Below are 22986 nucleotides of genomic sequence, written 5' to 3' on the forward strand. Positions count from 1 at the left end.
GCAACGACGCATGGCGCAATTTGCCGCGCAACCCGAAGGGACGGGCCAGTTTTTGCGTGGTACGTCGTTACTCGACGGCTCATTTGGGCGACCAAACTTCGCGTCTCGCGCCTAGCCCCACGCAAAAACTGGCTCCGTCGCGGCCGTGCGCGAAACGGCAACAGACCCTAGTGATAGCAGGCACAACGCCGCTCGTCACTGTCTCATATCTGAGACAGTCAGGCGGGCGTTATACGCTTGCCTGCCGCACGGCGACAGAAGCGTCGGCCCAGAGCGGCTTCGGGTAAACTTCAGCGGTTTTCGCGCAGCGCTCGCTGCGTCAGCGATTCACCTGAGGACATTTCGTGTTGCAAACCGACGTACTGATCATCGGCGCAGGCGCCGCCGGCCTGATGTGCGCAGCCACCGCCGCAGCCCGTGGCCGCCGCGTGCTGGTGCTCGACCATGCCAACAAGGCCGGCAAGAAGATCCTCATGTCCGGTGGTGGGCGCTGCAACTTCACCAACCTGTACTGCGAGCCGAGCAACTTCCTTTCCGGCAACCCGCACTTCTGCAAGTCCGCCCTGGCGCGCTTCACCCAGTGGGACTTCATCGGCCTGGTGGCCAAGCACGGCGTGCCCTACCACGAGAAGAAGCTTGGCCAGCTGTTCTGCGATAACAAGTCCAGCGACATCCTCGAATTGCTGCTGGCCGAATGTGCCGAGGCCGGGGCACAGCTTCGCCTGGACACGGCAGTACACAGCATCGAAAAAACCGCAGGCGGCTTCCTGCTGCAAAGCGACCTCGGCGAAGTGGCCTGCCAGTCGCTGGTGATCGCCACTGGCGGGCTGTCGATCCCGACCCTCGGCGCCACCGGCTTCGGCTATCAGGTAGCCAGGCAATTCGGTCACGAATTGCTGCCGACCCGCGCCGGGCTGGTGCCTTTCACCATCACCGAGCCGCAGCTCAAGACGCTGTGCACGGAGCTTTCCGGAACCTCGGTGGAGGACTGCCGGGTGAGCTGCAATGGCCAGAGTTTCGTCGAGAACATCCTCTTCACCCACCGCGGCCTGTCCGGCCCGGCGATCCTGCAGATCTCGTCCTACTGGCAGCCGGGCGATACCGTACATATCGACCTGCTGCCACATATCGACCTGCCCGAATGGCTGGCCACCCAGCAGCGCGAACGTGGCAACAGTGAGCTGAAAACCCTGCTGGCCGAGCTGTTCACCAAGAAGATGGCGACCCTGCTGGTCGACAGCTGGTTCAGCAACAAGCCGCTCAAGCAGTACACGCCCGGCGAGCTCAAGACGATTGCCGAGCGCCTGTCCGACTGGCAATTGGTGCCGGCTGGCACCGAAGGCTACCGCACGGCGGAAGTGACCCTGGGCGGGGTGAATACCGACGAGGTGTCATCCAAGACCCTGGAGTCGCTCAAGGTACCGGGGTTGTATTTCATCGGCGAAGTGCTCGACGTCACCGGCCACCTGGGCGGCTTTAACTTCCAGTGGGCCTGGGCGTCGGGCTACGCCGCCGCGCAATACGTCTGAGGCTTAAATATTGCGCCCCATTTAACGGTGCAGCGGGAACTGCCGACGCGGCGCAGACTCTGCCTTGACAGCAGATGCAAAGCTGCAATCACAGGCACGACGCCGCTGCGTGACTATTGATGCCGGTGGCCGGTACGATGTCCGCCACGGGCGCAGCCGATCTGCTGGCACGCCTGCCGATGGAGAATCTGGCACAGGGCAACGCCATCATCACCCTGTTGCTGGTGGTGACCATGACCCTGGCGGACGTCATGAACAACGCGGCGACGGCGGCGGTGTATGCCCCATCGCGCTAAGCGCCGCCAGCCAGCTCGGCGTCAGCCCGGACTCGCTGTTGATGGCCGTGGCCATCGGCGCCTCCTGCTCGTTCCTCACGCCCATTGGCCACCAGAACAACACCCTGATCCTCAGCCCCGGCGGTTTCCGCTTTGGCGACTACTGGCGCCTGGGCCTGCCACTGGAAATCCTCGTAGCGCTGATCAGTGTGCCCATGCTGCTGTGGATCTGGCCGTTGTAATCCGCCATTCAGAAGCTCGGGGTGATGCCGAGCACCACATCGAAGCGGGCGATCTGCTCGTCGCTCTGCCCGCTCACCGGTACGAAGGGCACGACCAGCAGTTCGCGCAAGCGTGGGTCGCGGATGGCGTTGAGCAGGCCATCGCGCTGATTGAGCAGCTCGCCGTGGACATAACACTGCGTGGCGAAACGCGGTATGCCGGGCAGGGTCACCGCCAGATGGATATGCGGGGTACGGCCGGGATAGGGCACCGGGCGAATGGTGCGAAAACGGTAGCGCCCATCGGCCGCCGTGGTGAAACGGCCATACCCCTGGAACCCGGGGTCGAGCCTCTGGCGGTCACCGCCGCGACTGTGCAAATAGATACCGTTGGCATCCACTTGCCAGATTTCCACCAGCGCCCCAGCCAGTGGCCGGCCGCCCGCATCGAGGATCGAACCGTGCAGTTGCACGCGAATCCCGCGCGCCTCTGCGGCCTGACCGTCGACCCGCACCAGGTCGTTGTCACGGTCCAGCAGCAGTTGGTCGGGGTAGAAGGGGCCCAGCGTCTGGCGCGGCGTCAGCAACCGCTCGGCCAGCGCCAGTGCCGGGCTGACCAGCAACGCGCCGCCAGCGGCGAAGAGGAGATGACGACGGCTGGACATGGTCTTTTTCCTCCGTAGCGTGGTCCAGGCGGCCCCGCGATACGCTATGACAGATGTTCCAGCACTCCGGCGGCCGATTGAAAGGGCAAGCCGTGGGCCTCGGCCACGCTGCCGCAGGTGATCACACCCCTGGCCACGTTGAGCCCGTTCAACAGATGCGCATCATCCTGCAAGGCGCGGCGTGTACCCTTCTGGGCGAGCGCCACGACGAACGGCAGGGTCGCGTTGTTCAGCGCCAGGGTCGAGGTACGCGCCACCGCGCCGGGCATGTTGGCCACGCAATAGTGCACCACATCATCGACCACATAAGTGGGCTCGGTATGGGTAGTAGCGCGGGAAGTCTCGGCGCATCCGCCCTGGTCGATATCGACATCCACCAACACTGCGCCGGCCTTCATTTGCCGCACCATGTCCGCAGTGATCAGCTTGGGTGCGGCCGCACCGGGAATCAGCACCCCGCCAATCACCAGATCGGCCGCCAACACCTGCTCGCGCACCGCCGCGCGAGTGGGGTAGAACGTGGTGATGCGATTGCCGTACAGGGCATCGAGCCGGCGCAACGCATCGACGCTCTTGTCCAACACCGTGACATCGGCGCCAACAAAGGCAGGCGGCGCTACGCATCGGTCACCGTCTCGTAGGCGATACAGGTGGCGCCGCTGGCCATCAGCTCTTCGGTCTGCGCCCGATCCGGCGCCAGGTGCAGGTAGGTAAACAGCGTGTGGTGGGCTCGCAACCTGGCGCGCTCAACCGCCAGGGGCTCCTTGACCTTGGCGATCAACTGCCCCTGCTGGAACACCTCGGACGAACTCTTGGCGATCTGCGCGCCGGCCTCCAGGTAATCCTCGTCGGCAAAACCGATGGCCGCACCGGCATGGGTTTCGACCCACACCTCATGACCGAGCGCCGTCAGCTCGGCCACCGACTGTGGCGTGGGCCGACTCGGTACTCGTGGTTCTTGATTTCCTTGGGTATGCCGATTCGCATAACCATCTCCAACCATTGCGAGCCAACAGTCTGAAGTCTAGGAAAGCATGAGCCAGCTCACAGGAAATTCCACGATAAATTTCGTCCGTCCGTCACTGCCCGAACAGCAGGCGCCGCGCCTCTGCGGTGAGCAAGGCCTGCGGATCGGCGTTCACCTGTTCTACCAGCGCGTAGGCACGCTGCACCGCGGGGCGTGCATCAATGCGTTCGAGCCAGGCAGCCATGTTGGGGAAGTCCTCCAGTTTCTGTTGCTGCATCTTCCACAGCTTGGCCCAGGGATAGATGGCCATGTCGGCGATGGAATAATCGCCCGCCACGTAGTCGCGCCCGGCCAGCTGGCGGTCCAGCACGCCGTAGAGGCGCGCGGTTTCCTTCACGTAGCGGTCGATGGCATACGGAATCGGCTCCGGCGCGTAGCGCACGAAGTGATGGTTCTGCCCTGCCATCGGACCAACGCCGCCCACCTGCCAGTACAGCCACTGCAACACGGTGAAACGCGCGCGTGTCTCGCGCGGCAGGAATTGCCCGCTCTTGTCGGCCAGGTACTCGAGAATCGCCCCGGACTCGAACAGGGCGATGGGCTCACCGCCATCGGCCGGGGCATGATCGACGATGGCCGGAATGCGGTTGTTCGGTGCGATCTTGAGAAACTCGGGTGCGAACTGCTCGCCCTTGCCGATATGCACCGGGACGATGCGGTAGTCCAGCCCGGCTTCCTCGAGAAAGATGCTGACCTTGTGGCCGTTCGGTGTGGTCCAGTAGTACAGGTCGATCATGGGTTTTCCTCCAGGTGGATCGCGGCCCGCTTGACCAGGCCGTGAGTCGTTTCATACGTCTGCAGGATACGCATAAACCAGACGCCCAGCGCAGAATCCTCGGCCCAGGGTTGCGCGCCCAGGCACCAGGCCCAGAACAACATGCCAGCCAGCAGGTAGTCGCAGCCGCCAGGGGCCTGGCCCTCGAGGAAGGGCTGATCACGCAGCCACATTTCCAGCGGCGCCACGCCTTCACGGAACAACCGCTCACCGCCCTGTGGATCGGCGAATGCCTCCAGGCTCATGCCCAGCGCCTTCTCCCGGCTAGTGCGGAAATACTCGGGGTCGGCCGAGCAAGGGACGTTGTGGATAACGCTGACCACGGCGCGTTCGAGCGCCTGTTCGAAGACCTGGCAGATACCCGCCGTGGCTCGCTGCAGAACCGGCACCAGCGCCGGTTCTGACAAGGATCCTCGGCCTGCACCGCGGCGACCGCCACCAGGCTGCCGACCAGGCCGCTGTCGCCGGCCACCTGCTGGCGCCGCCTGGCCTTCAACGCCATGCCGAGGATGGCCAGGATCAGCCCGGCGCTGGTCAGCGCCAGGGTAACGATCAGCGCCAGCGGGATGCCGAAGCCCGGCACGTCGATGCCGAGCAGGATCAGCGCCACCCCGGCGTAGTTCACCGGCAGCAACTGCAGGGCGTAGAGGGCGAGGATCAGACTGATTGCCACCTAGGGTCTGTTGCCGTTTCGCACACGGCCGCGACGGAGCCAGTTTTTGCGTGGGGCTAGGCGCGAGACGCGAAGTTTGGTCGCCCAAATGAGCCGTCGAGTAACGACGTACCACGCAAAAACTGGCCCGTCCCTTCGGGTTGCGCGGCAAATTGCGCCATGCGTCGTTGCGGGATTTGGCAAGGGAACGACCATTACCTGCATCCCGCGCCTCGCGTGGCGCAATTTGGCGCAGCAACGCGGCTCGCGTCGAAACGGCAACAGACCCTAGCACGCCGCCGATGCCGCTGCCCGGGTTGGAAAACTCGAAGAACAGGCCGTAGACGCCGATCATCATCAGGATCAGCGCCACGCTGGGGTTGGTGATCACCGCCAGCAGCCGGGTACGCCAGTCCGGCTCATGGCTGATCAAGGGCGCACCGGCGGTGGCCAGGGTGACTTCGACGCCTGCAGCTTGCAGGGTCTTGCCGTCCAGCTGGCGCAGCAGGTCGCTCAGCTCCGTCGCCTGATAGTCGATCACTTTCTGCGCCAGCGCCTCTTCGGCGGACAGGCTGACCGCCTCGCGCACTGCCTGTTCAGCCCACTCGGCATTGCGCCCGCGCATATTCGCCAGACCGCGAATGTAGGCGGCACTGGCCGGGCCGATCACCCCATCCACCTGCAAGCGCACCACCGCGCCCGGCACCGCACTCGCCCCCCACCGAACCGCAGAGGATCAGAGCACACAGACATAGACGCAACCAGCCAGGCAACACGTTCGACTCCCAGGCCCCGGTGATACCGGACAGGTGGCGGAGGGTCTTTATTGAGCATAGTCCATGCTCCAGCGGGTCCCCGACAGGGCTGGCGGATGTGCTACAGGGGATGTACTGCTCGCTGCAGGAGCAGATTTATTCGCGAGACGGACGACGAAATTACGAAAGGCGCCAGGCCAAACAGATTGCCGGCAGACAGATACCCAGTGGCTGGCCAGTTCCGGTAGGCTGCTCAGATATTTTCCGACCAGACTCCCTATGCCCCGACCTCGCCTTCGCCAATCACTGCGCCGCCTCTGGGCACTGGACAAGTTCAGCGCCAGCCTGCGGGTATTCATCGCCCTGGCCGGAGCCCTGGCGCTGTGCTGGTGGCAGGGCTGGATGCATGGGCTGATCCCCCTGTTTCTCGGCATCATCGCCAGCGCCCTGACCGAGACTGATGACAGCTGGCAAGGCCGCCTCGGCGCGGTGCTGGTCACCCTGGCCTGCTTCAGCGCGGCGGCCTATGCAGTGGAATTCCTCTTCCCCTATCCCTGGCTGTTCGTCATCGCCCTGGCCTTTTCCGCCTTCTGCCTGACCATGCTCGGCGCACTCGGTGAGCGCTTCGCCACCCTGGGTTCCGGCACCCTGATCCTCGCGGTGTACAGCATGATCGGCGTCGAGCAGCGCGGCGGCGTCGCCGGCCTGTGGCTGGAGCCACTGCTGCTGGTGGCTGGTGCCGCCTGGTACGGCCTGCTGTCGGTGATCTGGCACGCGCTGTTCGCCCATCAGCCGGTGCAACTCGCCCTGGCCCGGCTGTTTCGCGAACTGGGCAAGTACCTCAAACTCAAGGCAGCGCTGTTCGAACCCGTGCGCCAGCTGGATGTGGAACAACGCCGCCTGCAGTTGGCCAAGCAGAATGGCCGCGTCGTCTCCGCGCTCAACGCGGCCAAGGAGATCATCCTGCATCGGGTCGGGGGTGGTCGGCCGGCACCGAAGGTCAATCGCTACCTGAAGCTGTACTTCCTCGCCCAGGACATTCACGAACGCGCCAGCTCGTCGCACTACCCTTACAACGAACTGGCCGAAGCCTTCTTCCACAGCGATGTGCTGTTTCGCTGCCAGCGCCTGCTGCGCCTGCACGGCGAAGCCTGCCAGCGCCTGGGCAGCGCCATCGAGTTGCGCCAGCCGTTCGAATACCGCGAGCTGTGCAGCCAGGCCCTGGAAGACCTGCATGCCTCGCTCGACCACCTGCACCTGCAGAGCAACCCGGCCTGGCGCCGCCTGCTGCGCTCGCTCGGCGCCCTGGCCGGCAACCTCGCCAGCCTCGACCTGCTACTCGGTAACGCCAGCAACCCCGACGCTCTGGCTGATGAGCAGGACAGCAGCCTGCTCGATCGCGAACCCCATTCATTGCGCGAGGTGATCGAGCGCATCGGCCAGCAACTGACCCCCACCTCGCTGCTGTTTCGCCACGCGCTGCGCCTGTCCATAGCTCTGGCCGCCGGTTACGGCCTGCTGCACCTGATTCATCCGACCCAGGGCTACTGGATTCTGCTGACCACCCTGTTCGTCTGTCAGCCGAACTACGGCGCCACGCGTCTCAAACTGGTGCAGCGCATCGTCGGTACCCTGATCGGCTTGGGGTTGGGCTGGGCATTGATCGAACTGTTTCCCGACCCACGCATCCAGGCCCTGTTCGCCGTGGTCGCTGGCGTCGCCTTCTTCGCCACACGCAGCACGCGCTACACCCTGGCCACGGCGGCGATCACCCTGCTGGTGCTGTTCTGCTTCAACCAGATCGGCGATGGCTACGGCCTGTTCCTGCCGCGCCTGGTCGACACCCTGCTCGGCGGCATGCTGGCCGGGCTGGCGGTGTTCCTGATCCTGCCGGACTGGCAGGGTCGACGCCTGGGGCGCATGTTGGCGAACACACTGAGCTGCAACAGCGCCTACCTGCGGCAGATCATCGCCCAGTACGCACACGGCAAACGTGACGACCTTGGCTACCGCCTGGCCCGACGCAACGCGCACAACGCCGACGCGGCTCTGTCCACCACCCTCGGCAACATGCTGATGGAGCCTGGGCACTTCCGTAAGGACGCCGACCTTGGCTTTCGCTTTCTGGTGCTGTCGCACACCCTGCTCAGCTATCTCTCCGGGCTCGGCGCCCATCGTGGCGAGCAATTGCCGCAGGCGGCCCAGGCACAATTGCTGGAACAGGCCGAAGCGCTGGCGAGCAGCCTCGATGAAATCGCCACCGGCCTGCGCGGTGAGCAGCCGCTGGCCATCCACAGCGATGAAGAACAGGCACTGGCGCAAAGCCTGGAGCAGATTGCCGACGACGTCGACGAACGCCAACGTCTGGTGCAGACGCAACTGGCGCTGATCTGCCGCCAGCTGGCGCCACTGCGCACCTTGGCCGCGCATCTGCAGAAGGATCGCCACTAGCAGGCTCATGGGGCTTTCTGCCACTATCTGACGACGCCTAGCTCCCAGGCCTTGCCTATGCCAGCCAACCGACACACCACCCTCGCCTACCTGGTCTCGTTGCCGGGTCTGCTGCTGGTGTGCAGTCTGCTTTTGGCCAGCCAGATTACCCTCGCCAGCACGCGCCTGGGTGACAGCAGCGCAGCACAGGATCTCTACGGCCTGGTCGACTTTCTCGCCGATCCCCAAAGCGCCCTGAGCCTGGACGACGTTCGCGCTGTCGATGCCCCTTTCCAGCCCTCGTTGAACCGCCGTGACCTCAGCTTCGGCTATGTGCCGGGGGTGATCTGGCTGCGCCTGGCGCTGCAATCGGATGCCCAGCAAACACGCGTCTGGCGCCTGGAACTGAATTACGCCTCGCTGGACGAGGTGCGTCTATACGACATCGGCGCCGATGGCGTGCGCGAGTCGCGCAGCGGCGACACCGTGCCCTACGCGCAGCGCAGCGTCGGCCATCGCAACCCGGTATTCGAGATCACTCTGCAGCCCGGCGAGCAACGCACGCTGTACCTGCGCGTCGACTCGCGCGGCAGCATGACCCTCAGCGGCGCGCTGATGTCTTCGCGCGATTTCGAGCAGCACAGCCAGAACGGCTACCTGATGCATGCCATCTACTTCGGCGTGCTGATCGCCCTGGGGCTGTACAACCTGCTGCTGTTTCTCGCCCTGCGCGAGCGGCCTTTCCTCAATTACGTGCTGTTCATGTTCGCCTTCGCCCTCAGCGTGCTGTCGCTCAATGGTCTTGGCGCGCAGTATCTGTGGCCCGAAGCGGCGCCCTGGAGCAACCGCATGCTGCCGGTCAGCCTGACAACGGCAGCGCTGCTGTCGGTGGTGTTTGCGCGCAGCTTTCTCGACACCCGCCAGTGGCTGCCACGCTGGGACAAGGGCCTGCTGATGCTGTCCATCGCCATCGGTGCGGCCGTCTTGGCCAGTGTGCTGCTGCCACTGCAGCGCGCGCTGCAGCTGATGTCGCTGACCGGCCTGATCGCCACCCTGACGCTGCTGGTCACCAGCTTCGTCTGCATTGGCTACCGAGTGCCCGGTGCTCGCCTGTTCGCCCTGGCCTGGCTGATGCTGCTGACCGGCGCGGTGCTGCTGGCGCTACGCAACTTCGCCCTGATTCCGTCGAACTTCATTACCCTGTACGCCATGCAGATCGGCTCGGGGCTGGAGATGATCCTGCTGTCCTTCGCCCTGGCGGCGCGCTTCATCGAGCTCAAGCGCCAACGCGAAGCCGCGCTGCAGCTCAACGAGCAGATCCTCGCCAAACGCGTCACCGAACGCACCCAGGCCCTGGAACAGGCCAATCAGCGCCTCAGTGAGCTGGCCCTGCAGGATCCACTGACCGGCCTGCCCAACCGCACCGCCCTGCAGCAACACCTGGAGCAGGCACTGGCGCGCAGCCAACGCCGCAACGAACTGCTCGCCGTGATGCTGATCGACCTTGACGGTTTCAAACCGATCAACGACCAGCACGGCCACGGCTACGGCGACCTGGTACTGGCCGAAGTGGCGCAGCGCCTGCGGCAATACGTGCGCGATACCGATCTGCCTACGCGCCTCGGCGGTGACGAGTTCGTGGTGATCTGCGAGAGCGTGCAATCGGCCGAAGATGCGCACGACCTGGCCAAACGTCTGCTGGAAGGGCTGGACACGCCAATGTACCTGGAAGATCGTACCGTACGCGTCGGCGCCAGCATCGGCATCGCCCTGAGCCGCGGCGCCGACGATGCCACCATGCTGATTCGCCTGGCCGATGCCGCCATGTACCGGGCCAAGGCCGAAGGTCGCAACCGAGTGCAACTGGCCACCCAATACCTTTGAACAGGGCCCCCTGCCTAGTGCCCGTCAGTTAAGTATCAACGCAGTCAATGCGTAGGAGCGGCGCCCCGCCGCGAATCAGGGCAACACGCACTTGCAAGCTTCGCCCCGGGGCGGGGCTCCTACACTAGGGTCTGTTGCCGTTTCGACGCGGCCGTGCGCGAAACGGCAACAGACCCTAGGCCGCCTTGGAAGCCCTACCTGATCGGCGTCAGGCCGTCGTCTCTTCATCAACTCGAACCCGATAGCACACCATGGACAAGTATCTGCTGCTGCAAGACGTACTCAACCATCTGCAGACCGACCTCGAACAGGCCAGCCTCGCCGCCCTCAGCGCCCACGAAGCGGCCACCCACGAAGAGAACGTCGCCGAGAACAAGTACGACACCCTGGGCCTGGAGGCCGCCTACCTGGCCAGCGGTCAGGCGCGCCGCGTCGAAGAACTGCGCCAGACCCTGATCACCTGGCGCCAATTGCGCCCGCGTCCCTTCGATATCGAGCAGGGTATCGAGCTCGGCGCGCTGGTTCAGCTTGCGGCCGAGGATGGCCACGAACAATGGCTGTTCCTTGGTCCTCCAGGCGCCAGCATGAAACTGCAACTGGCCGACCAGACCATCCAGGTGCTCGGCAATACCGCACCGCTCGGGAAATTGCTGCTCGGCAAGAAGCCCGGCGACGAGATAAGCCTGCCAGTAGGGAGTCGCCAGCAAATTTTCGAGGTGCTGGCAGCCACGTAAGCGGAACTATCTGGGCTAGGGTTGGTAATTAGCGATGAACACCACGTCTAGCGAGAGCCAATACCATGGAAAATCCAGTCCACAGCCTGCCAGCCCTGTTCAAGCAACTCGGCCTGCCTGACGATGCCGCCAGCATCAACGCCTTCATCAGCACCCATTCGCCACTGCCGGATGCCTGCAAACTGTCCGAGGCTCCGTTCTGGACGCCGGCGCAGGCCGCGCTGCTGCGCGAAGAAATTCTCGAAGACGCCGACTGGGCAGAAGTAGTCGATCAGCTCAACCTGCGCCTGCACGGCTGAGCTCACAGGTCAGCGCATCGGCTGCTCAGTTGGCCGCCGTCATCTCGCGCCAGGTCAGGTACATGCGCAGGTCGAATTCGATCTGCGCATAGCCCGGCAACATGTGGTCGCACAGCTTGTAGAAGGCCTTGTTGTGCTCGCTCTCTTTCAGGTGTGCCAGTTCGTGCACCACGATCATCTGCAAGAAGGCCGGCGCGGCGTCGCGAAACAGCGAGGCAACGCGAATTTCCTTCTTCGCCTTGAGCTTGCCGCCCTGCACCCGCGAGACCGCCGTATGCAGGCCCAGCGCGCGGTGGGTGAGATCGAGTCGATTGTCGTAGAGCACCTTGTCGATAGCCGGCGCGTTCTTCAGGTGTTCCTGCTTGAGCGCCATCACGTAGCCATACAGCGCCTTGTCGCTCTGCACTTCATGCCGGCCCGGATAGCGCTGCGCCAGGTAGTCACCGAGCCGATCATCGGCGATCAGCTGACGAACCTGCTGCTGCAAGGCGACCGGATAACCCTGTAGATACTTCAACGCTACGATCCCGAATTCATCTGGACCGTCAGTGTAACGGATGCGGCATTACTCGCTGGGCACCACACGCAGCAGACGCCCCTCTGGGTTATCGGTGAGCAGATAGAGCGCACCATCCGGCCCGCTGCGCACATCGCGAATCCGCTCGCCCAGCTCTTCGAAGAGGATTTCCTCACCGGCCAGCATGCCGTCACGGACACGGATGCGGCGTACGCTGCGCTCGGCCAGGGTGGCCGCGAACAGGTCGTCCTGCCACTCGGGGAACAACTCGCCGCGATACAGGGTCAGGCTCGACGGCGCTACCGAGGGTGTCCAGTGCAGCAGTGGCGCGGTCAGCCCCGGCAGCTCGGTGTAGGGGCTGACGCGCGCACCGGTGTAATCGATACCGAAGGTCGCCAGCGGCCAGCCATAGTTGTTGCCGGCCTCGATCAGGTTGAGTTCATCACCCCCGCGTGGGCCATGCTCATGGCTGTACAGGCGATTGTGCTCGGCATCGAAGAAGATGCCCTGCACGTTGCGGTGGCCGAGGCTGTAGATCTCCGGCGCCGCGCCGTCCTGGCCGATCAGCGGGTTGTCCTGCGGTACGCTGCCGTCACGGTTCAGACGCACGATCTTGCCCAGGTGGTTGGCTGGGTTCTGCGCCTGCTCACGCCAGTCGAAACCGTCGCCCAGAGTCAGCACCAGGGTCTTGTCGGCGAGAAAGGCGATGCGCCCACCGTAATGCGCGGCGCCGGCCTTGAGCGGCTGGGCGGTGAACAGCACTTCGAAGTCGTGCAGTTCGTCATCCACCAGGCGGGCACGCGCCAGACGCGTGTTGTTGGCCTCCAGCGAGCCGTGCGCGTAGGTCAGGTAAAGCCAGCGGTTGTCGCTGTAGTCCGGGTCCAGCGCCACTTCCATCAGCCCGGCCTGGGCAGCGATGAAGACCTCGGGCAGGCCCGCCAACGGCTTGGGATCGACACTGCCGTCGGCTTCGATGATGCGCAGGCGCCCAACACGCTCGGTGACCAGCATGCGTCCGTCCGGCAGGAAGGCCATGGCCCAGGGATTCTCCAGCCCTTCGCTGAAGGTTTCGATGCGGTAATCCAGGGCCAGCAGCGGCGTACTGACGAACAGGGCGCAGAGCATCAGCGCGCGGGTGCTTCTCAACATGGGCAACGCCTTGTCACAGAGAATCGGAAGAAGTTGGCTGCGCCCGGTAGCGCACCCGCCGACCGAGCAGACCGAACAGCAGCGCACCGACGCTGCCGCAGGCCATCAGCCCGAGCGTACCGAACGGGCTGCGGTCGGCGGCGATCAGCGTCGGCATCGGTGCCAGCGCATTGGCCAGCGCCAGCGCCGTCCAGATCGCTGCCGCGCCCGCCAGCACGAAAATTAGCCACCGTAGCGCCGGCATGCGGCGCGCCAGCCAGGCGGCCAGCGGTAAGGCAAAGACAAAGCCCAGGGCGCTGAGCAGGATGAACGTCGGGGTAAACCCGAGCAGGTCGAGTGCGGTGGTGCCAAGGCGCACACTCAGCGGCACCGGTGCACCGATGGCCTGCAGGGCAGCCAGATTGGTCTGGGTCTGGAAGATCGAGGCAAGCAGCGAGGCCAGCAACACGGCGAGGAGAAAAGCGAGCAACAGACGTGGCTTGCTGGACATGGGTGGCAGTTTCCCGGAACGACAGTCCACGAATTATGGCGCACCCCGCCTGCCCTCACGCTTCGGGAGTTTTACAGGGTTTTACCTCTCGCCGCGTTGCTCACGCCGAACCCGCCTTGTAAAAAGCAGAAGCCCCGCACATGGCGGGGCTCCGGGTCACGCATCAGGCTCAGTTGACCTTGGCGTTCAGCTCACCGCTGGCATAGCGCTGGTACATGCCTTCCAGGGAGATCGGCTTGATCTTGGAGGCATTGCCAGCGGTGCCGAAGGCTTCGTAGCGGGCGATGCAGATGTCGCGCATGGCGACGATGGTCTTGGCGAAGAACTTGCGCGGGTCGAACTCGCTCGGGTGCTCGGCCATCATGCGGCGGATCGCACCGGTGGAAGCCAGACGCAGGTCGGTGTCGATGTTGACCTTGCGCACGCCGTGCTTGATGCCTTCGACGATTTCCTCGACCGGCACACCGTAGGTTTCCTTGATGTCACCGCCGAACTCGTTGATCACCTTCAGCCATTCCTGCGGCACGGAGGAGGAACCGTGCATCACCAGGTGGGTGTTGGGGATGCGCTTGTGGATTTCCTTGATGCGCTCGATGGAGAGCACGTCACCGGTTGGCGGCTTGGTGAACTTGTAGGCGCCGTGGCTGGTGCCGATGGCGATGGCCAGGGCATCGACCTGGGTAGCCTTGACGAAGGCCGCCGCTTCTTCCGGGTCGGTCAGCAGTTGGCTGTGATCGAGCACGCCTTCGGCGCCGACGCCGTCTTCTTCACCGGCCATGCCGGTTTCCAGGCTGCCCAGGCAACCCAGCTCGCCTTCCACGGACACGCCGCAGGCGTGGGCGAAGGCTACGGTCTGCTGGGTTACGCGGACGTTGTAGTCGTAATCGGCCGGGGTCTTGCCGTCTTCTTTCAGCGAGCCGTCCATCATCACCGAGGAAAAGCCCAGCTGGATGGAGCGCTGGCACACGTCAGGGCTGGTGCCGTGGTCCTGGTGCATGCACACCGGAATGTGCGGGAATTCTTCGATGGCAGCCAGGATCAGGTGGCGCAAGAACGGCGCACCGGCGTACTTGCGGGCACCAGCGGAGGCCTGGACGATGACCGGCGAATCGGTCTTGTCGGCGGCTTCCATGATGGCGCGCATCTGCTCGAGGTTGTTGACGTTGAAGGCCGGCACGCCGTAGCCGAATTCGGCGGCGTGGTCGAGCATCTGGCGCATGCTGATAAGTGCCATGGTGTTTCTGTCTCCCGGTTTGGAGGTCGTTAATCGTGCAAGCCTGCCGCAGGGGCAGGCGTTGTTCAAGTTTCGTGAAGCTGGGGCATGCCCGCAGCTCTCATCTCGGCGTCGCCGAGGATGTTACGGAGCCTTGCAGCCACGGCCGATCAGGTCATCTGTTGCGGTCCAGTAGACCAGACCTTCCTCACCCTTGGTGTGGAAGGACAGACGCCCATCGCTGTACAGCGCGCCGGATGCAGCTGGCTCCTGAGTCAGACGATAGACGATGTCGTCACCACCCAGGCGCACATCCACCTGGTCGACGCTGCCGTTGGCGAAGCGCCACAGCACTTCGGTCTGGCTGTCGCATACCCAGCGATTCCATTGCTCCGGCGCCGCCGGCTGACTGCTGCAGGCCGCCAGCAGCGTGGCGGCGACAGCAAGCCCCGCCAGTCTGATTCCGCTCATTGCTTCTCCTCGTCAGCAACGCTGTTCCGGTGCCGCGCCAGTGGGTTGACCACTGCTTTGCTCGACACGCTGATCATCCTGAGTGGTCGGGGTTTCGATCTGTGCCGGGCTGAATACCTCGCAGGCCGCCTCCCTTCCTGCGCCGGCACAACCGGCCAGCAACATACCAACCACGCCCAAAGCGGCTAACTTGTCCATGACATGATTCCTTGTACGATGATCCGGTTTTCTACAGACCACCCGTTAACGTCAGGGTTTTATCGGCCGCGGCGTAGGGTGACTCCCTTCACCCTAGCTGGCGATCACTGTGCGCGCTGCTCCAGCACTTCCACAGCCGGCAGCACCTTGCCTTCGACGAACTCGAGGAACGCGCCGCCACCGGTGGAAATGTAGGAGATCTGCTCGGCCACGCCGTACTTGTCGATGGCCGCCAGGGTGTCGCCACCGCCGGCGATGGAGAACGCCGGGCTTTCGGCGATGGCCAGGGCCAGCGCCTTGGTGCCGTTGCCGAACTGGTCGAACTCGAACACACCGACCGGGCCGTTCCACAGGATGGTCTGCGAGGCCTTGAGCATTTCGGCGAACATCGCCGCAGTTTGCGGGCCGATGTCGAGGATCATGTCGTCCTCGGCCACGTCCTTGACCGCCTTGACGGTGGCCTCGGCATCCTCGGCGAAGGCCTTGGCCACCACCACGTCAACCGGCAGCGGTACGCTGACCTTGGCCGCGATGGCCTTGGCGGTGTCGACCAGATCGGCCTCGTACAGCGACTTGCCCACTGGCAGGCCGGCAGCGGCGAGGAAGGTGTTGGCGATGCCGCCGCCGACGATCAGCGAGTCGCAGATATCGGCCAGGGAGTTGAGCACGTCGAGCTTGGTCGACACCTTGGAGCCGGCGACGATGGCCAGCATCGGCCGGGCCGGCTTGTCCAGCGCCTTGCCCAGGGCATCCAGCTCGGCAGCCAGCAGCGGGCCGGCGCAGGCGACCTTGGCGAACTTGGCCACGCCATGGGTCGAGCCCTGGGCGCGGTGAGCGGTTCCGAAGGCGTCCATCACGAACACGTCGCACAGGGCAGCGTACTGCTGGGCCAGTTCGTCGGTGTTCTTCTTTTCGCCCTTGTTGAAACGGACGTTCTCCAGCAGCACCAGCTCGCCAGGCTTGACCTCGACACCGCCAAGGTAGTCCTTGACCAGCGGCACGTCACGACCGAGCGCCTTGCTCAGGTAGGCGGCGACCGGCGCCAGGCTGTCTTCCTCGCTGTAGATGCCCTCTTCCGGGCGACCCAGGTGCGAGCAGACCAGCACGGCAGCGCCCTTCTCCAGCGCCAGCTTGATGGTCGGCAAGGAGGCGAGGATACGCGCGTCGCTCTTGACCACACCGTCCTTCACCGGGACGTTGAGGTCTTCGCGGATCAACACGCGCTTACCAGCGAGGTCGAGGTCGGTCATCTTCAGAACGGTCATGGATCAGTCCTTCACAAAGGCTGGTGGTACGGAGGAAGTGGATACAGCGAGAAAATGTTCAGCGACATCGAGCATGCGGTTGGCAAACCCCCACTCGTTGTCGAACCAGGCCAGCAGGTTGACCAGGCGCGGGCCGGACACGCGGGTCTGGCTGCCGTCGACGATGGCCGAGTGCGGGTCGTGGTTGAAGTCGCAGCTGGCGTGCGGCAGCTCGGTGTAGGCCAGCAGCCCCTTGAGCGGGCCACTTTCCGCCGCCTGACGCAGCACGCGGTTGATCTCTTCTGCAGAGGTATCGCGCGCAGTCTGCAGGGTGATGTCCAGGCACGAGACGTTGACCGTCGGCACCCGGATGGCCTTGGCCTGAATACGCCCGGCCAGCTCCGGCAGCAGGCGTTCGATACCGCGTGCCAAGCCGGTGGACACCGGAATCACCGACTGGAAGGCCGAGCGCGTGCGACGCAGGTCTTCGTGGTGGTAGGCATCGATCACCGGTTGGTCGTTCATCGCCGAGTGAATGGTAGTAATGGAGACGTACTCCAGACCCACCACCTCATCGAGCAGTTTCAACAGTGGCACGCCGCAGTTGGTGGTGCAGGAGGCATTCGACACCAGGCGCTCGGCACCTGACAGACAGGCCTGGTTGACGCCGTAGACCACGGTGGCATCGATATCCGCCTCGCTGGCCATCGGCTGCGACAGCAGCACGCGCGGCGCACCGGCTTCGATGAAGCGTTGCGCCTCGGCACGGGTGACGTACTGCCCGGAGCACTCGAGCAGCAGATCGATGTCCAGCGCTGCCCAGTCAATGGCCTCAGGCTCGCTCTGACGCAGCACCTTCACGCAGTCGCCGTTGATGTGCAGGCAGTCGCCATCGACCCTCACCTCGCCGGGAAAGCGCCCGTGAGTGGAGTCGAAGCGGGTCAGGTATTCGATGCTGGCCTGATCGGCCAGGTCGTTCAGCGCGACGATTTCCAGGCTCGCTGAATTGCCACGCTCGTGCAGCGCGCGCAGCACGCAACGGCCGATGCGGCCATAACCGTTGAGGGCGACACGATAGGGGCGTTGTCGTGACATAGGCGCTCGCAAGGCAAAAGGAACCCGGTAGGAGCGAGCTCTGCTCGCGAACCCTGCGCGAGGCAAACAGCTTCGCGAGCAGAGCTCGCTCCTACGGAAGGGTCAGGCGTCCAGCAGTTCTTCGGCAGTGGCGACGATGTTGTCGACGGTGAAGCCGAAGTGCTCGAACAGGGCCGGAGCCGGGGCCGACTCGCCGAAGCTGGTCATGCCGATGATGCGACCTTCCAGGCCCACGTACTTGTACCAGAAGTCGGCATGCGCGGCCTCGATGGCGATGCGCGCACCGACCTGCAGCGGCAGCACGGCCTGCTTGTAGGCGGCGTCCTGCTGGTCGAACACGCTGGTCGACGGCATGGAGACCACGCGCACCTTGCGCCCGTCGGCGGTCAGTTTGTCGTAGGCGGCAACGGCCAGCCCGACTTCCGAACCGGTGGCGATCAGGATCAGTTCCGGCTCGCCGACGCTGTCCTTGAGTACGTAACCGCCACGTTCAATATCACTAAGCTGCTGGGCATCACGCGGCTGATGCGGCAGGTTCTGGCGGCTGAACACCAGGGCGCTCGGGCCGTCGGCGCGCTCGATGGCGTACTTCCAGGCCACGGCGGACTCCACGGCATCGGCCGGGCGCCAGGTGTCGAGGTTCGGCGTGCCACGCAGGCTGGCCAGTTGCTCGATCGGCTGGTGGGTCGGGCCGTCTTCGCCGAGACCGATGGAGTCGTGGGTGAACACGTACAGCACACGTTTCTTCATCAGCGCGGACATGCGCACGGCGTTGCGCGCGTATTCCATGAAGATCAGGAAGGTCGCGCCGTAGGGCACGAAACCGCCGTGCAGGGCGATACCGTTCATGATCGCGCTCATGCCGAACTCGCGCACGCCGTAGAACATGTAGTTGCCGGACGCGTCTTCAGCGGAGACGCCCTTGCAGCCCTTCCACAGGGTCAGGTTGGAGCCGGCCAGGTCGGCCGAACCGCCAAGGAATTCCGGCAGTAGCGGACCGAAGGCATTCAGCGCGTTCTGGCTGGCCTTGCGGCTGGCGATGGTCTCGCCCTTCTCGGCGACGTCCTTGATATAGGCAGCGGCCTTCTCGGCGAAATCGGCCGGCAGCTCACCGGCGATACGGCGCTTGAACTCGGCAGCCAGCTCGGGATGGGCAGCGGCGTAAGCGGCGAACTTGTCGTTCCAGGCGGCTTCGGCAGCAGCGCCGGCGGCCTTGGCGTCCCACTCGGCGTAGATCTCGGCCGGGATTTCGAACGGGCCATGGTTCCAGCCCAGGGCGGCGCGGGTCAGGGCGATTTCGTCGTTGCCCAGCGGCGCGCCGTGGCACTCTTCCTTGCCCTGCTTGTTCGGCGAACCGAAGCCGATGGTGGTCTTGCAGCAGATCAGGGTCGGCTGATCCACGCTCTTGCGCGCGGTCTCGATGGCCATCTTGATCTCTTCGGCGTCGTGGCCGTCGACGTTGCGGATCACCTGCCAGCCGTAGGCTTCGAAGCGCTTGGGCGTGTCGTCGGTGAACCAGCCCTCGACTTCACCGTCGATGGAGATGCCGTTGTCGTCATAGAAGGCGATCAGTTTGCCCAGGCCCAGGGTGCCGGCCAGCGAGCAGACTTCGTGAGAAATGCCTTCCATCATGCAGCCGTCGCCGAGGAACACGTAGGTGTTGTGATCGACGATCTCGTGGCCTTCACGGTTGAACTGCGCGCCCAGCACCTTCTCGGCGATGGCGAAACCGACGGCGTTGGCAATGCCCTGGCCGAGCGGGCCGGTGGTGGTCTCGACGCCCGGGGTGTAGCCGTATTCCGGGTGGCCCGGGGTCTTGCTGTGCAGCTGACGGAAGTTCTTCAGGTCGTCGATGGACAGGTCGTAGCCGGTCAGGTGCAGCAGCGAATAGATCAGCATCGAACCATGGCCGTTGGACAGCACGAAGCGGTCACGGTCGGCGAAGTTCGGGTTCTGCGGGTTGTGCTTGAGGTAGTCGCGCCACAGCACTTCGGCGATGTCCGCCATACCCATGGGGGCACCTGGGTGGCCGCTGTTGGCTTTCTGCACGGCATCCATGCTCAGGGCACGAATGGCATTGGCTCGCTCACGACGGCTGGGCATCGCTGAATCTCCTACGGGGGCTGCTTCTGAATGAAGGGGGCGAAAAAGACGCCTATTTTCGCCCAGCCAGGCCCTGTGGGGCAATGACAGATAGTCGTAGCCATGATTTCCCGGACATAATCTTTTGCTGGAAGCACAGAGCTCGCCTGATAATCTGCTCCGGTTACAAGCGCTTATGACAGCCACAAGGACAAGGTCGAGGAACAACTAGTGGCATTTAATGAAGAAGAAACTCGCTACTTCCTCATCAATCCTGTGCTTGAGCGCAAGGGCTATTTCGACCCACAGCGCATCAAACTGGAAACGCCAACACCAGTAGAGCCCATTGGGCCGAAAGGGCGCCGCCGCAAAGGCGTGGGCCGCACCGACTACCTGCTCTGCGTACAAGTCGGTGACATGCCCAAGCCCCTACCCGTTGCCGTGCTGGAGGCCAAGAAGGAAAGCGAAGACCCGCTCAAAGGCATGCAACAAGCCAAGGGCTATGCCGATTGCCAGCGTTTCGATGTGCAGTACGTATTCTCCAGCAACGGCCACCGCTACGGGGAATATGACAAGCCTTCCGGGCTCCAGACCGGCCCCTTCCCACTCATTGATTTCCCGCCACACACCGATCTCTGTGCGCGTTATGCCCAGGATAAGGGCATTGATCTCAGCCAGCCCGACTCTGCCCTGCTGTTTCAGGCCGACAGCCCTGCGTGGTCAGCGCCGCGTTACTACCAGGACGCGGCCATCCGCGCCACGTTCGAGAAGATCATCCTTGAGCGCCAAGCAGGTAATGCGCCACGCGCATTGCTGACTTTAGCCACTGGTGCGGGCAAGACCATCATTGCCACCAACCTGCTCTGGCGCATGAGCAAGGCCGGGCTATTGACAAAGCCGGCGCTGTTTCTCTGCGACCGCGACGAACTTCGCGTGCAGGCTTACAACAAACTCAAGGCTGCGTTCGGCGGCAATGCGCGTATCGTAGCCACCGAAAAAGGCAAGAACACCGCAGCCAATGCACGCATCCATATCGCCACCTACCAGACCCTGGGCATCGACGGCGATGACGAACAAGGCGACGTTGGCGACAGCTTCCTCACTCGGCATTACGGTGAAGATGCCTTCAGCGTCATCATCATCGACGAATGTCACCGCTCGGCCTGGGGCCGATGGTCACAGGTGCTTACCCGCAACCCCAATGCGATCCATATCGGTCTTACCGCCACCCCACGCAAGTTAGAACCACCCAAGCGCGAGAAGAAATCGCAGGAACTTGAAGCCGCACGCGCCGAAGATGACGCCATCACCGCACATAACGTGGAGTATTTCGGCGAGCCGGTTTATGAGTACAGCCTGGCGCAAGCCCAGGACGACGGTTACCTGGCAGCCTGCGAAATCATCAAGCGCAAAGCCGATATCGACAACAAGACCTTCACCCGCAAGGAAATCCTGCAGGCCGGCGTGCGCGACCTCAAAACCGGCAGGCCGTTGACCGAAGAAGACCTGACCAAGGCCGAATACTCCGGCAAGGACTTCGACGACGAACTGTTCATCGAGCTGCGCACCCCGAAAATGTGCGAAGACCTGTTCAAACTGTTGTGCGAAAACGGCGGGCCGGAGCAGAAAGTCATCATCTTCTGCACCCGCGACATTCATGCCGACCGCGTGTCGATGCAGATGAACAACCTCTACGCCAAGTGGTGCAAGGAAAACGGCCAGCAGCGCAAGGAGGATTACGCCTTCAAATGCACGGCGGCGGCTGGAGCGGAAAAGATCGAAGTCATGCGTGGCAACAGCGAACGTGCCTTTATCGCCTGCACCGTGGACTTGCTGGAAGCCGGCGTGGACATCGAATGCCTTAACGCCGTAGTGTTCTTCCGCTACCTGCAATCGGCCATCAAGTTCTACCAGATGGTCGGGCGCGGCACGCGCATCGACGAAGCCACCCAGAAGTACAAGTTCTGGCTCTACGACTACACCGGCGTTACCGATCTGTTCGGCGCGGACTTCATCACCCAGCCCTCTCGCCCCGGCGGCACGGGCGGCACAACGAGTGGCGGTGGCGATACGGGTGGCGAGGATGGCGGCGCGGACTTCCACGTCGCGGAAATCGGCGGCCAGTACGTCAGCATCACCCCGCAGGGCCGTTTCATCCTGACCAACCATAACGGCCAGGCGCTGCCGATCCCGGTGGACGAATACCGTCGCGCCATCATCGCCCGCGTACTCAGCGAAGCGCACAACCTAGACGACTTCCGTGCGCTATGGATCGAGAAGCAAAAGCGCGAGCAGTTGATCGCCCACCTACTGGGCGAACATTTCGACCCGAACCTAATCCGCCAGATCGACCAGATGAACGACTTCGACCTCTACGACTTCCTCGGCCACCACGGCTACCATGCCCGTGCGCTGAAAAAGACGGAACGTGGCGCGCATTACCTGAGCGCCAACGCCACATGGTTCGGCAACATGAACGACAAAACAGCCATCGTGCTCAAGGGCCTGGGCAAACAGTTCGCCCAGGGCGGCACCGAAGCCCTGGAAAGCCAGTCACTGTGGGATGTACCTGAAATCGCAATGGCTGGCGGTTTCAAAGCACTGCATACGTTAGGCAAGCCGGTTGATGTCATGCACGAGGCGAAGATGAGGTTATTTGGGGTATGAGCGAAAAGAGCACACTGGGCGATATCCTAATCGGAATTGAAACAGGAAAAAGCTTCCAGACATCTGAGATTCCTGCTCGCCCCGACCAGTTGGGAGTCCTGAAAGTCAGCGCAGTATCGTGGTCGGAGTTCCTTCCGAGCGAAGCAAAGGCACTAAAGGGCGAGTACAAACCAGCAGAAAGCCACAAGGTAAAGCGAGACGATCTACTGATCTCCCGAGCAAATACCAGAGAGCTTGTCGGGGCTGTCGTGCTAGTCGAAGACGATTATCCGATGCGCCTGCTATCGGACAAGACCTTGCGCTTGATCGTTGACGAAACGAAAGCAAGCAAAGAATACCTGCTGTTTGCACTACGCACGAACCAAGCCCGCGAGCATATAGAGCACTATGCCACTGGCACCAGTGACTCGATGCGCAATATCTCCCAAGACGTTATCAAAGCGATCCCACTGCGGTTACCGCCACTCCCCGAGCAACATCAAATCGCTTACCGCCTAAAAGCCCAACTAGCCGAAGTGGAGAACGCACGAAAGGCAGCAGTCATGCAACTGGCCGAGATCGAACGGCTGCCGCAAAAGCTGCTGGCGCAAGCTTTCAATGCACAAGGAGCGTGA

The 22986-nt window shown here is 63.5% G+C and carries 21 protein-coding genes and 3 pseudogenes; 9 read left to right on the forward strand and 15 right to left on the reverse strand.

Going from position 1 to position 22986, the window contains the following annotated elements; all coding sequences use genetic code 11:
* Positions 1-344: 344 nt before the first annotated feature.
* The 3 genes from DBO86_RS13600 to DBO86_RS27285 all read left to right on the forward strand — a co-directional run bounded on the left by DBO86_RS13600 (position 345) and on the right by DBO86_RS27285 (position 2046).
* Positions 345-1529 (forward strand): BaiN/RdsA family NAD(P)/FAD-dependent oxidoreductase, encoded by a 1185-nt coding sequence (locus DBO86_RS13600; protein WP_108233925.1) that lies wholly within the window; start codon positions 345-347, stop codon positions 1527-1529.
* A gap of 137 nt (positions 1530-1666) precedes the next feature.
* A complete protein-coding gene (locus DBO86_RS27280) occupies positions 1667-1825 on the forward strand; it encodes a hypothetical protein (RefSeq protein WP_371254501.1) in 159 nt (52 codons plus the stop codon).
* Between the two features lie 41 nt (positions 1826-1866).
* Complete coding sequence (locus DBO86_RS27285; RefSeq protein WP_039964269.1) at positions 1867-2046, forward strand: anion permease; 180 nt, start codon at positions 1867-1869, stop codon at positions 2044-2046.
* Positions 2047-2054: 8 nt separating this feature from the next.
* Here DBO86_RS27285 and DBO86_RS13610 read toward each other — a convergent pair whose 3' ends face one another.
* From DBO86_RS13610 to DBO86_RS26260, 6 genes and pseudogenes are all read right to left on the reverse strand, one after another.
* Positions 2055-2690: a dioxygenase family protein gene (locus DBO86_RS13610; RefSeq protein ID WP_003458886.1), complete on the reverse strand. Its 636-nt coding sequence runs from the start codon at positions 2688-2690 to the stop codon at positions 2055-2057.
* 44 nt (positions 2691-2734) lie between these two features.
* Positions 2735-3677, reverse strand: a pseudogene (locus DBO86_RS13615) (alanine dehydrogenase).
* Between the two features lie 92 nt (positions 3678-3769).
* Entirely contained in the window at positions 3770-4453 is a 684-nt protein-coding gene (locus tag DBO86_RS13620) for a glutathione S-transferase N-terminal domain-containing protein (protein WP_003458883.1), read from the reverse strand.
* Positions 4450-4815, reverse strand: coding sequence for a glutathione S-transferase family protein (locus DBO86_RS27290; RefSeq protein WP_425266790.1), 366 nt, complete (start codon positions 4813-4815; stop codon positions 4450-4452). The genes DBO86_RS13620 and DBO86_RS27290 overlap by 4 nt, the downstream gene beginning before the upstream one ends.
* Positions 4734-5169 (reverse strand): annotated as a pseudogene (locus DBO86_RS27295) (hypothetical protein); the annotation flags it as partial. The gene DBO86_RS27290 and the pseudogene DBO86_RS27295, both read right to left, overlap by 82 nt.
* A 249-nt stretch (positions 5170-5418) precedes the next feature.
* Positions 5419-5799 (reverse strand): annotated as a pseudogene (locus tag DBO86_RS26260) (NfeD family protein); the annotation flags it as partial.
* A 379-nt stretch (positions 5800-6178) separates the two neighbouring features.
* Here DBO86_RS26260 and yccS point away from each other — a divergent pair.
* From yccS to DBO86_RS13655, 4 genes are all read left to right on the forward strand, one after another.
* Positions 6179-8350, forward strand: a complete 2172-nt coding sequence (yccS, locus tag DBO86_RS13640; protein ID WP_108233926.1) for a YccS family putative transporter — start codon at positions 6179-6181, stop codon at positions 8348-8350.
* A 57-nt stretch (positions 8351-8407) separates the two neighbouring features.
* Entirely contained in the window at positions 8408-10213 is a 1806-nt protein-coding gene (locus tag DBO86_RS13645) for a diguanylate cyclase (RefSeq protein WP_108233927.1), read from the forward strand.
* A 251-nt stretch (positions 10214-10464) separates the two neighbouring features.
* A complete protein-coding gene (locus tag DBO86_RS13650; RefSeq protein WP_108233928.1) occupies positions 10465-10947 on the forward strand; it encodes a GreA/GreB family elongation factor in 483 nt (160 codons plus the stop codon).
* A 65-nt stretch (positions 10948-11012) separates the two neighbouring features.
* A complete protein-coding gene (locus tag DBO86_RS13655; protein ID WP_003458871.1) occupies positions 11013-11246 on the forward strand; it encodes a DUF2789 domain-containing protein in 234 nt (77 codons plus the stop codon).
* Between the two features lie 25 nt (positions 11247-11271).
* Here DBO86_RS13655 and DBO86_RS13660 read toward each other — a convergent pair whose 3' ends face one another.
* The 9 genes from DBO86_RS13660 to tkt all read right to left on the reverse strand — a co-directional run bounded on the left by DBO86_RS13660 (position 11272) and on the right by tkt (position 19726).
* The gene (locus tag DBO86_RS13660; RefSeq protein ID WP_003458870.1) at positions 11272-11763 is read right to left on the reverse strand and encodes a YgjP-like metallopeptidase domain-containing protein; all 492 of its coding nucleotides are present in this window, start codon (positions 11761-11763) and stop codon (positions 11272-11274) included.
* A gap of 48 nt (positions 11764-11811) precedes the next feature.
* The gene (locus DBO86_RS13665) at positions 11812-12912 is read right to left on the reverse strand and encodes a PQQ-dependent sugar dehydrogenase (RefSeq protein WP_108233929.1); all 1101 of its coding nucleotides are present in this window, start codon (positions 12910-12912) and stop codon (positions 11812-11814) included.
* A gap of 13 nt (positions 12913-12925) precedes the next feature.
* Positions 12926-13402, reverse strand: coding sequence for a hypothetical protein (locus DBO86_RS13670; RefSeq protein WP_108233930.1), 477 nt, complete (start codon positions 13400-13402; stop codon positions 12926-12928).
* Between the two features lie 169 nt (positions 13403-13571).
* Positions 13572-14636, reverse strand: coding sequence for a class II fructose-bisphosphate aldolase (gene fba, locus DBO86_RS13675; RefSeq protein WP_084341275.1), 1065 nt, complete (start codon positions 14634-14636; stop codon positions 13572-13574).
* A gap of 123 nt (positions 14637-14759) precedes the next feature.
* Complete coding sequence (locus tag DBO86_RS13680; RefSeq protein WP_074855211.1) at positions 14760-15086, reverse strand: MliC family protein; 327 nt, start codon at positions 15084-15086, stop codon at positions 14760-14762.
* A gap of 12 nt (positions 15087-15098) precedes the next feature.
* Entirely contained in the window at positions 15099-15284 is a 186-nt protein-coding gene (locus DBO86_RS13685) for a hypothetical protein (RefSeq protein WP_084341276.1), read from the reverse strand.
* A 104-nt stretch (positions 15285-15388) separates the two neighbouring features.
* On the reverse strand, positions 15389-16549 hold the full coding sequence (locus tag DBO86_RS13690) for a phosphoglycerate kinase (RefSeq protein WP_108233931.1): 1161 nt from the start codon (positions 16547-16549) through the stop codon (positions 15389-15391).
* Positions 16550-16552: 3 nt separating this feature from the next.
* Complete coding sequence (gene epd, locus DBO86_RS13695; RefSeq protein WP_108233932.1) at positions 16553-17623, reverse strand: erythrose-4-phosphate dehydrogenase; 1071 nt, start codon at positions 17621-17623, stop codon at positions 16553-16555.
* A 102-nt stretch (positions 17624-17725) separates the two neighbouring features.
* The gene (gene tkt / locus DBO86_RS13700) at positions 17726-19726 is read right to left on the reverse strand and encodes a transketolase (protein ID WP_108233933.1); all 2001 of its coding nucleotides are present in this window, start codon (positions 19724-19726) and stop codon (positions 17726-17728) included.
* A 210-nt stretch (positions 19727-19936) separates the two neighbouring features.
* Here tkt and DBO86_RS13705 point away from each other — a divergent pair, with 210 nt between their 5' ends.
* Both DBO86_RS13705 and DBO86_RS13710 read left to right on the forward strand, forming a co-directional pair.
* Positions 19937-22372: a DEAD/DEAH box helicase family protein gene (locus DBO86_RS13705; RefSeq protein ID WP_108233934.1), complete on the forward strand. Its 2436-nt coding sequence runs from the start codon at positions 19937-19939 to the stop codon at positions 22370-22372.
* Positions 22369-22986 carry a restriction endonuclease subunit S gene (locus DBO86_RS13710; RefSeq protein ID WP_108233935.1) on the forward strand — a complete coding sequence of 206 codons (618 nt, stop codon included), beginning with the start codon at positions 22369-22371 and terminating at the stop codon, positions 22984-22986. The genes DBO86_RS13705 and DBO86_RS13710 overlap by 4 nt, the downstream gene beginning before the upstream one ends.

The organism is Ectopseudomonas oleovorans (assembly GCF_003052605.1).
Taxonomy (GTDB): domain Bacteria; phylum Pseudomonadota; class Gammaproteobacteria; order Pseudomonadales; family Pseudomonadaceae; genus Aquipseudomonas; species Aquipseudomonas oleovorans_A.